Origin of the sequence: Hansschlegelia zhihuaiae (assembly GCF_004103825.1) — a bacterium.
GTDB classification, from domain to species: domain Bacteria; phylum Pseudomonadota; class Alphaproteobacteria; order Rhizobiales; family Methylopilaceae; genus Methylopila; species Methylopila zhihuaiae.
On the sequence record NZ_RYFI01000002.1, the window covers coordinates 198739 to 211309 of the forward strand.

Sequence of the window (12571 nt, forward strand, 5' to 3'; positions counted from 1 at the left end):
CAGGACGGACCGATGCTGACCTCCAGCAACGCCAAATTCTCGACCGACCTGCCGCCCTGGCCGCTGATCTCGCATTTGATCGGGCACCAGCAGATCGGGCCCGGCAACTTCCGGCCGGTGCAACAGACATTCATCGATCTCGCGCAGCAGCTGGTGGCGGGCGGGCCGGTCCGCGACGCGATCAACGCCGCCATCGGCGGCGAATTTTCGGGGTTGATGTTCACCTCGACCGCCGAGCGCGACGCGTTCGACGCCGACCCCGAACTCGGCCCGATCCCGCTCTATCGCAAGTTCCTGATCCAGTTTTCGGGCGACGAGGCGGTCGACGGGATCTGGCGCAAGACACCGTCGGGCTTCGTGCGAGAGGGGCCGCTCGACACCACTACGGCGGCGATGATCGAGGAGCTCGCCGCCACGATCGAGGCGCTTGCGCGCAAGCCGATCCCCCTAGTCGAGGTCGATGTCGGGACGTCAGCGGCCAACGCGCTCAAGGCGACGTCGCCGGCCGAGGGGGATCCGAACGAGACCAACCGGACGTTTTGGCTTTCGACTGGCGCGACGCCGCCGAACGCGGCGGGCGCGGTCACGCTCTCGGTCAACGACGAGACGCCGAAGCCCTTCCTGCACTGGAACGGGGCGCAGTGGCCTGCGGACACCGTGCCGCGGGCCGGCCACATGCTGGTCAGGGCCGGCGTCGCGTCCTACCGCTGCCTGACGCCCATCGGCGTGCCGGTGCCGAAAGCCGCCTACGACCGCATCCCGATCGACCTTGGGGCAGCGACGCGCACCGACGAGGGCGACTTCGACATCTACACGGTCGTCAGCGACGAAGCGACCGCGAACCCGTTCCAGAACGGCAAGCGCTACACGGTCACGCTCCCGTCCGCGAACACAAAACCGAAGCCGAAGCTCCGCATCAAGCGCAGCAACGGCGATCTCGTTGACCAAACGGAGATTGAGCAGGGGCCGGGGTCCTGGGCTCTGAAGATTGGCGCGCTGCCGGCCGGTAAACACGATCTCGCCGGCAATGGCACCAAAGTCATGACCATGAACCCGCTCGGGCGGGACAACTCCTCGATCGACGCCGACGTCATCGCGGTGGCCGTGGAAGGCAAGCTCGACGCCTCGGTCTTCGAGCAGTTTGTCGTGAACGAACAGGCGGCCCTCGCTCGCGTCGACGAGGTCGCGGCCGACATGGAGGGCGCGGTCGCGACCGCTAAGGGCGTGCTGTATCCAGAGCGCCCCGGGAGCGGATGGGCGTCGACGGTCAGGGATGGCGACGTCGACGCCGCGCTGACCGCCATCGTCCCGGCGCTGTGGTGCGTGGACGACGCGGAGCTTGGTCTGTCGGCCGAGGCGAAGGGCTCGCGGATCGAAGAAGGTCAGACGTCGATCGTCATCCGCCGTCCCGATCTGATTCCGGTCGAGGCCGGGCGGATATATGACGGCAAGGCGCGCCTCCGTCGGTCGGTCGACAGCAACAATCCGAGCGACGACGTCGTGCGGGCGGTCGTCGTCTATCTCGACATCCATCGGAGCGTCCTCAGCGAGGTCTATCTCTTCAACAACGTGTCGTCGGTCGCCAACGGCGTCCGCAGCGTCACCAAGCGCTTCGCATTCGAGGCCGGCGATGGGGTCGACTTCGTGATCCCGTCGGCCGCCGCCTATGTCGTCATGTATGGCGAGGCGTTCGGCGGCACCCCGACCACGCGCTTCTCCCTGTTCTCCTTCCGGGACGTCACGGATCTTGCGCCTGGCGGCGCTGACTACACGGGCGTCATCGAGCTTCTCAACGATCTCCAGGCGAACAGCGTCGACACCAATTTGTCGAACGTCGTCCCGGACGCCGGGCGAGGCGCTCTCGGCGCCGCGCGCGCCGACGGCTCCTACTTCTCGGCGGCCCGGGCGGGCATCAGCCTCGTCGGCATGCCGGCGGCCACAACGTCCATCCTCACCGGCGGCCATGCCGAGAACGGCGACGGCGGGGGCGCCGTGTTCCGAAGGGAGGACGTCGACCCAGGGCTGCCGACCCCGTTCTCGATCCCGGCTCCTGCGATCGGCAAGTGGTTCGTCAACCGCCAGAAGCGCATCACGGCCGAGATGGCCGGCGCCAAGGGGGACAGCGCCACGTGGGACGACGCGGCGTTTGAGAACCTGGTGGACTACGCCAACCAGATCGGTGGCGGGCTCAAGGTCGACCTGGCGGGCAGCTACAAGATCGGCGACCCGCACATCTTCACGCAGTCCAACATCGAACTCGACTTTGCTGGAGCGGGACGGATCGATGCGTCTGCCGCGTCCCTGACCGAAAGCTGGGCGCTGCTGCATTTCGCGGGCGCGGGCCAGTCGCACCGCACCACGCTCGCTGCGAGCGCGATCAGGCAGTCGAACGGCAACGGCGCCAACACGCTCGTGCTGGCGGACGCCGCCGGCTACCAGGCCGGCGACATCGTCGCGATCACGTCGCTCGGCGAATATTGGAGCGGCATCGCCGGGCTCTCGGGCGGCGACACCCGCCAGAAGGGCGAGCTCGCGATCGTCCAGTCCGTCGATCTCGGGACCGACACGCTGACGCTCGCGCACAATCTGCGCGACACCTACGACGCCGTCACCCACACGGTCTATGTCCGCCGACTGACGATGCTCGACAACATCCGGGTGAAGGGCGGGCGCTGGCGCGGCTCCGGCCACGGCGCGGATGACACCGGCGCCAACCCTCCCGGCGTGCGCGGCCTGCGCTTCGACTGCGTTAAGGGGCTCGTGCTCGATGCCCTCTATATGGAGAACTTCAACCGCTTCGCGATCGTCTCCAACCTCGGCCTCGACCACAAGGGCATCGGGCTCAGGATCGACGGACGCAGGCTGAGCGACGCCAGCAACCTCCCGACGATCTCGTCCTGGTTCACTGGCTGGTGGGCAGGCGGCGTGAAGGGGATGGAGCTCGTCGGTTGCTCGGCCCTCGCGTGCCGCCGCCTCGTCGATCCGGACGGCATGGAGTACCGCTACTTCGACGACGATCCGCTGCAGGACGTCCTCACCCACGACGTCGTCATCACGGGCGGCCGCAGCCTCGCCTGCGTCTCGGGCCCTGGCGGACACCTCTACGACAACATGATCGTGGACGGGCACATGGTCGACGGCCGCGGCGCCGGGACCACGGGCATCATCCATCGGGGCCGCCACCTGCGCGTGACGAACACCGTCATCAAGGACGTCTCGCTCGGCGTCGGCCTCGGCTACGGGTCGCCGACCTACGAGGACCCGGCCAGCTACGCCGAGAACCCGAGCGCGGGCTATGTCCACATCGACGCCGACATCTTCGGCGCGACCTGGGGCGTCTACGCGACCTCGGCTCTCGACGGACTGGTCCTTCGCGGCCGCGTCCTGGCTCTTCGACCGGTCCTGATCTGCGGCAAGAAGCAGGAGAACATCGACATCAGCGCGGAGCTGATCGGGACCTCGGACGACTATCCGATCATCGACAGCCCGTATGCGACCAAGGCCACCGCGAAGCAGTGGCGCATCCACGGCTGCACGCTGAAGAGCGGCACGATCGGCGTCCAGATCGCGTCGGCCGAGACCCCCGCCGAGAACGTCTCGATCGAGGGCAACACGTTCATCGACATCTCGACCAACTACGTGAAGTTCGCCGGCGCCGATCCGTGGGGCGCCAACATCGTCGTGAAGGACAATCACGCGTCTGGCGCTCCCGCGGCGACGCCCATCACCGGGGTGTCCGGCGTCGCGGGCTTCACGGAGAGCAACAATCCGTGGAACCTCTTCCGCCCGGCCTACACGGCCGCGCCCGGCGGCGCACTCACGATCCCAGGTCAGTTGGAGCCGTTCGCCGACATCCGCGTCAACGCGGCTGCCAGCGAGACTGACATCACGTCCATCGTCGGTGGCCGGGCCGGCCAGACGATCATCGTGGGTCGGGGCGGGGCCACCGACGTCGTCCTGAAAAATAACGCTTCCCTGATCCTTGGATCAGACATCACGCTCCGCACGGCGCACGATCGCGTCGTGCTGGTGAAGTCGTTTTCCGCGACCTGGACGACAGTCGAGAAGCGCCGGTCCGACGTCGTCCTTGTCGAGGATTTCCGCCACCTCGCCGCGCCCGACGACGACCTGCCGATGCTGCAGGCCGCGCGGGACGCGGCCGGCGTCGGCGGCAAGGTCATCCTGGAGTTCGGCGTCAAATACGTCGTCTCGGCCATGCTGGCGCTGAGCGTCGCCGAACAGATCTGGGACATGCAAGGCGCGGCGATCGAGGCCGGGCCGAACATCGCCGATACCTCGATCGTCTACCTCACCGGCAACAAGACGCGCATCCAGAACGGCTTCATCTTCGGCGCCTCAGCCGATCAGGACACCCTTGAGTTCGGCCTCAGGCTCAGCACCGGCTGCGAGGCTGACCACATGGTCGTCTCGGACACGCGGCGCTACGGGATCGTGGCGAACAATGCGAGCCGCGTGAAGATCAAGGACTGCAGCGTCTCGAAGTTCTCGATGACCGGCGGCGTCTCCTGCGGCATCTGGGTCCAGAACATCGCGGACACCAGCTATCTCAGCGACATCGAGGTCACGGGCTGCATCATCGACGTGACCGACAAGCCGGCCAATTTTGCGGGCGCCGGAGCGATCATCCGCGGGACGGTGGGGCACCCCTACCAGGGCGTGAAGTTCACCGGGAACACGGTGCGGCAGATCGACGGCGACGGCTCCAGCAGCCTGCCGCTCGGCGTCGAGATCCGTTACGCCCGCACGCCGATCGTCACCGGGAACAACTTCTTCGGCGGCTCCATGGGCCCGTCGGTCGCCTATTGCGACGGCCCGGTGGTGGCGAACAACACGATCGAGGAGGCGACCCACTACGGCATCGAGATGCCGAGCTGCAACAACGCGTCCATCACCGGCAACACGATCAACCTGCGCGGAGCCGGGCTCGACGGGATCGCGGTGCAGGGCACGGAGACCAGCGACGACGGCGTCGTGATCTCGGGCAATACGATCGTCGGCTTCACGCGCTTCGGCGTCTTCGTCGACCCGGGCTGGACCGAGGTCATGATCGGCATGAACCGCATCTACTCGGTGTATTCGTCAGACACGTTCGTCTATTTGAACGGGGCCACTCGGGCGAGCATCATCGCCAACCGCGTCCGCGGCGGCGTGTCGTCGAAGAAGGGCATCCGGCTTCACGACACCAGCGACGCGGTGGTGGCGCTCAACCACATCGAGAACTTCACCGAGCAGGGCATCCTGCTGACCGCGACCGACACCACGGTCGACGAAGTCCTGATCTCGGGCAACCAGTTCAAGAACTGCCCGACCAAATTCGCCAAGTCGACGACGGGCTCAGGGGCCTTCGGGGCGAACGTCAACGTCTCCGGCAATCCCGGCCTCAGAGACGAGGGGCCGCTCGACGCCGTGCGAGTCGAGATTCACACCATCAGCGGGACCTTCACGAAGCAGGCCGGCGACAAAACTGTCCGCGCGATCGCTATCGCTCCCGGCGGTGGCGCTGGCTCTGGAGGTCTGCGCGGTCCCGGTGTCCAAGTCTATGGTGGCGGTGGCGGAGCCGCCGGCACGCTGGTCGAAAAGGTGTTCGACGCGGCCACGCTCGCCTCGAGCGAGGCCATCACAATTCAGGCCCCCGGCGTCGGCGGGGCCGCCGTGACGGCGACAGACGCCAACGGCAACCCGGGTACGGCCGGCGGCCTTGTGCTCTTCGGAAGCGGCCGTCTCACTGCGCGCGGCGGCGCGTTCGGCGGCGGCGGGGGCGCCGTGGCCGGGGCGGGCGGCTCATTCGCCGGCAACCGCGCCTTTCCGCCGAGCCCCGTTGTCTCGGCGGGCGCTGGCGGCGCGAACAGCGGCGGCGTGGCCGGTGAGGCCGCGGGCTATGGTCCGGGCCACGGCGGCGGCGGCGGCGGCGTCAACGCCGCTGACACGCCGGGCAATGGCGGCTCTGGCTCCAACGGCGCGCCCGCCGTCATGTCGATCGGCGTCACGGCCGGCGGCGCCGCCCCCGGCGGGGATGGCACGACCGGCGCCGACACGACGGCGGCGGACTACGTCGCGGGTGGAAACGGCGGCGGCGGCGGAGCTGCCAATGCTTCTGGCGACGGCGGCGACGGCGGCAATGGTGGGCTTTACGGGGCCGGCGGCGGCGGCGGCGGCGCGGCGCGCAACGGGTTCACGTCGGGCAAGGGCGGCAACGGCGGAGCCGGCGTCCTGATGCTGATCGTGACGAAGTGACGATCCTCGGCTCCCATAGGGACTGCTCCCGGATGATCACGCGACGCACGGCCAACGCCGGTCTTCTTGGCGCTGTCGCGGCGCTCGCCGCTCCGGCGATTGCCCGGGCGCAGACACCGCCCAACGTCGTCATGATCGTGCTCGACGATCTCAACGACTGGATCGAGCCGCTCGGCGGCTATCCGCTCTCCCAAACGCCTAACCTCGCCGCTCTCGCGGCTGAGAGCGTCAACTTCCGGCGCGCCTACTGCGCGACGCCCTACTGCGCGACTAGCCGGACCGCCACTCTGTTCGGCCTCGAGCCATGGGTGACCGGCGTCTACGCTCGAGGCGAGGACTGGCCGGTCGGCTCGCGGATCGTGACGGGGCAGAGGTCACTGCCCTGGCACTTCCGCGACCGGGGTTACAAGACCCTCAGTGTTGGCAAGTTTTTCCACACCGGCTGGCGCGCCGGCGACGGACCGCGGAAGCGCGCCGCGTCGCAATGGCCCGACGCTTGGGATTTCCTCGAGAATTGTGGCAGCGGCTCATGCGTTGCGCCGCGCGACGGCGGCGATGCCTTCGACTACGGGCCTCAGATCTTCGCGACGGAGCAGCAGCCCGACACGATCCGGACGCAGTGGTTCATCGACAACGTGCTCAATGCGAGCCACGACGCGCCGTTCTTCGGGGTGATCGGCCTGCAGAAACCGCATCTGCCCTGGCGTCCCCCAACCGAGTTCCTCGAGCTCTTCCCGCTCGAGGACATCGTCTATCCGCTCGGCGTCATGACGGAGGATCGCCGGCAGGACGTCACGATGGCGACCGACAAGGACCTGCGCGACCTGCCGTCCTCGGCGATCGAGTTCGTCCGGCAGTTTGGCGAGCGCGACAGCTTCGGGACCAACAAGGCGCTCGGCATCATCAACAGCGGCGAGTGGCTCAACGTCATCCGCCATTACCTCGCGACAATCGCCTTCGCTGACCATAGCGTCGGCCTGGTCCGGTCGGCGCTCGCCGCGAGCGCACACGCTGACAACACGATCGTCGTGCTGTGGAGCGACCATGGCTGGCAGCTCGGCGAGAAGCTCGCATGGCGCAAGTTCACCCTCTGGGAGCGGGCGCTGCGCGTGCCCTTCATGATCTCCGGGCCGGGCGTCACGCCCGGAAACTGCGACACGCCGATCAGCCTGATCGACCTGTTCCCGACGCTCTGCGATCTCGCGCTCGGCGCTGTTCCGACGAAGGAAGATCTCGGCAAGTTCGACCTGAGCGGCACGAGCCGTAAGTCCTGGCTTTCCAGCCCGACGACGCCGCGGGACAACGTCGCCGTCGCGTCTTGGGGGCTGACGACGGCGGAGACCAACGCGCTGTTGCCGAACGCGCCGCGGCTGCACTTGACGGCGCGGTCCAACACGGCGCGGCTGATTCAGTACGACGGCGGCGACCGCGAGTTCTATCGCAAGCCCGATGACGAGTTCGAATTCTTCAACGAGTATGAGAGCCCAAGCCCGGCGCTCGTGGCCGAGGCCGACGCCATGACGGCGGCCTTCCCGTCGCCCTCGGCCTACGCACAACGGGCCGGCGGCGGGTCGGACGACGAGGATTGAAAGCGGCTTTGAAACCTGCGGCGCAATCGAAAAGCGGCGCCATTCGAACTTGCGCGGCGTGCCATCCGAATTTGCGCGCTACAGCTGCTCGTGCATCGCGCGCACGCGCTCCATATCCTCGAACTTGCGCTCGAGATACTCGCTGCGGTCGAGGCCCTCGGGCGGGATCGTCGGGTCGAGTTGGTAGGGCAGGTAGCGCACCGTCGCGTCGACGTCGGGCCGCGCCGCGAGCGCGGCTTCGAGCCGGCGCTTGCCGATCCAGCACCAGGGACAGACGGGATCGGCGAAGACGTCGATCGAGATGGACGCGGACATGACGGCTCGTTTTCGGGCTCTGGAAGACGCCGATATAGGCGGGTCGCCCGCCCCCCGAAACCCTCAGGCCGTCTTGCGCGCGGGCTCCGTGACCAGCGCGACCGGCGCGAGCGCTGGTCCGAAGCCCGCGAATTCGAGCGTCGCGGCCGCCTTGGCGAGCGCCCCGCTATCTCCGCCCTCGAGCGCGAATCGCGTTCCGAACAGCGCATCGTCCTGCATCACGGGGGGCGCCTCGACGCCCGACCGCCGGAAGGCGGCCTCCGCCTCCTGGAGCGAGACCGCGAGGCCCCCGATCTGCGCGACGCCGCGCCGCGCCCCGCCGAGCGAGACGCGCCGCGAAAGCCTGTCGCCGATCGCGGAAAGCCCGGTCTCCAGCCATCCCTCGGCGTCGAAGGCGAGCGCAGGCGCGGCAGGATGCGCCGGGCAGGGCGATTGCGGGCAGGCCGGCCCGCGCAGCGTCAGCCGTCCCTCCGGCGTCACCCTGAGCTCGATCAGCGGCGGAAAGCCTTCCGGTCCGGCCGGCCCGAGCGGCAGCGGCGCGGGACGGTCGCGGACCGTGCGGGCGGCGGCGAAGACGCCGAGTTCGCCGAACGCCGTGACGTCGACGACCGACTGCGCGGCCGGGATGTCGCCGCCGCGCCCGTCCGGCCCGCGCCAGACAGCGATGACGCAGTCCGGAGCGAGCTCTTCGAGCCCGCCCTCGGCCGCGAGCCGCGCCGCGGCGCGTCCGGGCGCGATCAGGTGGGTGGCGCCAAGGTCGCGGGCCGCGGCCGCAAACGCCTCGGTGCTCGACGGCTGGTGGAAGCTCGCCGCGCAGCCGGTCGCGAGCCAAGGCGCGAGGCCCGTCGCCATTCCGGCGAGCCCGGCGAGATCGAGCGTCGACATCAAGGCCGACCCGCCGGCGAGCCTGGCGGCGATCAGCGGCGCGAGGCCCGCGGCCAGCAGCTCGTTGTGGCTCCGCGCCACCGGCGCGACGCCGGCGTCGAAGGTGACGACGGCGATATGCTCGGCGGCGTCTTCCGGTCTTTCGGCTCGCTCGACGGCGGTAGTGGGCTGCTCGAGCGTCTCGTCGAGCAGGGTCGCGCCGTCCGGCGCTTCGCCGCCGAACGATCCGACGAAGCGGATGGTCTCGAGCCCCGCCGCGACCTCGCAGGCGACCTCGGCATGGCGCGCGCCGCCGCCTCCGGTACGCGCCACGATCGCGGTCGCGCCGATCGAGTCGAGCGCCGCCACCATTTCCCTGCGCCGCCAGGCGAGCGGCAGCATCGCGGGCACGAGCCCCGCCCGCCACAGCGCGAGGCAGGTCAGCGCGCCGAGATGGCTCGCGCCGAGCTGGACGCCGACGGTCGCGTCCTCGCCGAGCCCCCAGGAGCGAAACGTCCCGGCGAGCGCGGAGACGGCGCGATCCACCTCGCGCCACGTTCCCGGGAAGGGCAGGTCATCGGCGACCAGCGCCAGCCCTTCCGGATCGCGGGCGGCGTTGAGCGCCAGGATCTCGTCCAGCGTGGCGGAGCCGGCGACCGGGTTCGGCGGCAGGTCCGTGCGGAAGGGCGCAAGGCGCATCGGCTCGTGCTCCAGACTCAGCCGGCGGCGGCGGGCGCCCGCCACCATGTTTCGAGCGCCGGTCCGTAGAGCGGCGTGACCGCAGGTCGCTCGACCGAGCGCCAGCGGGCGATCCACTGCTCCTTCACGTGGAACAGCGGCACGACGTAGAAGCCTGACAGCAGCACCCGGTCGAGGGCGCGGACCGCCGAGACGAAATCGGGGCGCTCGCGGGCGGCGAGCAGCGCCGCGATCATGGCGTCGACGGCCTTTTGCTTCGCGCCCATGTAGTTGCGCTCGCCCGGCGTGTCGGCGGCCGCCACGCTCCAGTACTTCTTCTGCTCCGTGCCGGGCGAGAGCGACGACACCCAATTGTAGATGATCATGTCGAAGTCGTAGGTCTGCATCCGGCGGAACGCCTGGATCCTGTCGACGAGGCGCACGGTGGCCCGCACGCCGGCGCGCTCCAGGCTGCGGACGAAGGCGAGCGAGAGCCGTTCCTCGTCCTTTGTCGAGACCAGGATCTCGAAGCGCATCGGCTCGCCGGTGTCGGCGCGCCTGAGCTCTGCGCCCTTGATCGTCCAGCCGGCCGCCGCAAGACCGTCGAGCGCCTGGCGGAGCGACTCGCGATCGCGGCCGGTGCCGTCATTGACGGGCGCGCTCCAGCGACCCTCCAGGATGTCCTCGCGAACGACGCCGGGAAACGGCGCCAGAAGCTCGCGCTCCCGCTCGTCGGCCGGAAGCCCGTTGGACGACAGCTCCGAGCCCTCGAAATAGCTCTGCGTGCGCACCGTCGCCGAGCCGAACATGTTGCGGTCGACCCACTCGTAGTCGAACAGCAGCCCGAGCGCCTCCCGCACCCTGACGTCGGCGAAGACGGGTCTGCGGGAGTTGAACACAAAGGCGTTCATGCCCCAGGGCAGGCCGGACGAGAAGCTTTCGGCGAGGACGTCGCCGCGCTTGACGGCAGGGAAGTCGTAGCCCGTGGTCCAGCGCGTCGGGTCGCCTTCCGGGCGGACGTCGATCAGGCCCTTCTTGAACGCCTCGAACATCGCCGTGGCGTCGCGATAATAATCGTAGCGGATCTCGTCGAAATTGTTCAGGCCGCGGTTCACCGCGAGCTCGCGGCCCCAATAGTTCGGGTCGCGGCGGAACGTCACCGACCGGCCGGGATCGACGGCGCTGATGACATAGGGTCCGCTCCCGGTCAGCGGCGCGAAGGTCGTGTCTTCGAACCTCGCCACGTCGATCGCATGCGCGGGCAGGACGGGCATCAGGCCAAGAATCATCGGCAATTCGCGGTCGTCCAGGCCCGCAAGATCGAAACGAACGCTGCGCTCTCCCTCGGCGACCGCCGATCCCACCCGTCGATAATTCGCCCGGAACGTCGGATGGCCGCGGTCGCGCAGCAGCTCGAAGGTGAAGAGCACGTCCTCGGCCGTGATCTTCTCACCGTCCGAGAAGGCGGCGCGCGGGCTCAGATTGAAGACCACGAAGCTGCGGTCGTCGGGCAGCTCGACGGTTTCGGCGAGCAGCCCGTAGAGAGAGAACGGCTCGTCGTAATTGCGCGCGAGCAGGCTCTCATAGACGTAGCCGCGCAGCCCCTGAGCTTGCGCGCCCTTGTAGGCGTAGGGGTTCAGCGTGTCGAAGCCGCCCAGCCAGCCATAGGTCAGCTTCCCGCCCTTCGGGGCGTCCGGGCGCACATAGGGAAGTTGCGCGAAGCCCTGCGGCAGCGCCGGCTCGCCATGCATCGCGACGCCGTGGCGCAGCGGCAGCCCGTTCTCGGCCCGCGCGCGGCGCGACAGCGCGAGCGTCGCCGCGACCGCGGGGACCGCGCGCAGAAGATCACGGCGCGCGATCGGAAGCTCCATCCGGCGGCAGTTCGTCATGGTTCCAGCAGGCTGACGCCCAAGCCGATTCGCAACAATGTGAGAATACGTTACCACAGGCTTTTGACGCTACGGGCCGATCAACTGACGCCGCCGTGATGATCGGCCACCATGTCGCCGTATTTGATCTACAGACAGCCGATCTTCGCTTTCGGAGCGGCAGGTCTTGCGGCGCGGAACCGTCTTGTTTAGACGCGCGCATCGGCCGTCGCCGTCAGTCGTTCCGACGACAGGAAGGAAACTCGCATGAAATTGGGGAAAGTCGCGCGCCTGGCCGTCATGACGGCCGCCGTCAGCATGGCGGCTGGCCATGCCTTCGCTCAGGACGCGCAGAAGCCGGCCGGGGAGGCCCCGAAGGAGGGGCAGGCCGCAGGTCCGGGCCCGATGCCGATGAATCCTCCGGCCGCGCCGCAGCCCGACTGGGTGAAGATCTGCAACAAGGACGAGAAGGCTAAGAAGGAGGTCTGCCTGACCTCCCGCGACGTCCGGACCGAAACCGGCCAGAACGTCGCCTCGATCGCCATCCGTCAGGTCAGCGGCGAGTCGAAGAAGTTCTTCCTGGCCGCCGTGCCGCCCGGCCTGCTGATCCAGCCCGGCGTGCGCGTCGCGGTCGACCAGAACCAGCCGGCCAACGGCCGCTATTCGATCTGCTTCCCGAACGCCTGCTACGCCGAGGTCGAGATCACCGACGCCTTCTTCAAGAACATGCAGAAGGGCAAGAACCTCGTGGTCCAGGCGATGAACCAGCAGGCCAAGACGATCAACTTCCCGGTCAGCCTCGACGGCTTCTCGAAGGCCTATGACGGTCCGGCGATGGACCCGAAGGTGTTCGCCGACGAGCGCAAGGAGCTGAACGAGGGCCTCGCCAAGAAGGCGCAGGAGGCCCGCGACAAGCTTCAGGGTCCGGGCAGCGCCCAGGCGCCGGCCAGCGGCCAGGCGATGCCGGGCGGCCAGGGTCAGGTCAAGACGCAGTAATCGGTT

At 68.7% G+C, this 12571-nt stretch carries 6 protein-coding genes; 3 read left to right on the top strand and 3 right to left on the bottom strand.

The features are described from left to right. Positions 1-12 precede the first annotated feature (12 nt). Positions 13-6255: a right-handed parallel beta-helix repeat-containing protein gene (locus EK403_RS23570; protein WP_164919484.1), complete on the top strand. Its 6243-nt coding sequence runs from the start codon at positions 13-15 to the stop codon at positions 6253-6255. A 32-nt stretch (positions 6256-6287) separates the two neighbouring features. After that, the gene (locus tag EK403_RS03310; RefSeq protein ID WP_128776078.1) at positions 6288-7844 is read left to right on the top strand and encodes a sulfatase-like hydrolase/transferase; all 1557 of its coding nucleotides are present in this window, start codon (positions 6288-6290) and stop codon (positions 7842-7844) included. A 78-nt stretch (positions 7845-7922) separates the two neighbouring features. On the opposite strand, the gene EK403_RS03315 is transcribed toward EK403_RS03310, so the two are convergent. From EK403_RS03315 to EK403_RS03325, 3 genes are all read right to left on the bottom strand, one after another. Beyond that, entirely contained in the window at positions 7923-8159 is a 237-nt protein-coding gene (locus EK403_RS03315) for a DsbA family protein (RefSeq protein ID WP_245479475.1), read from the bottom strand. A gap of 63 nt (positions 8160-8222) precedes the next feature. Beyond that, positions 8223-9722, bottom strand: a complete 1500-nt coding sequence (locus tag EK403_RS03320) for an AMP-binding protein (protein ID WP_128776079.1) — start codon at positions 9720-9722, stop codon at positions 8223-8225. Between the two features lie 17 nt (positions 9723-9739). Next, positions 9740-11572 (bottom strand): extracellular solute-binding protein, encoded by a 1833-nt coding sequence (locus EK403_RS03325; RefSeq protein ID WP_245479476.1) that lies wholly within the window; start codon positions 11570-11572, stop codon positions 9740-9742. A gap of 264 nt (positions 11573-11836) precedes the next feature. Between EK403_RS03325 and EK403_RS03330 the strand changes: the two genes are divergently transcribed. After that, positions 11837-12565 carry an invasion associated locus B family protein gene (locus tag EK403_RS03330; RefSeq protein ID WP_245479477.1) on the top strand — a complete coding sequence of 243 codons (729 nt, stop codon included), beginning with the start codon at positions 11837-11839 and terminating at the stop codon, positions 12563-12565. Positions 12566-12571 lie beyond the last annotated feature (6 nt).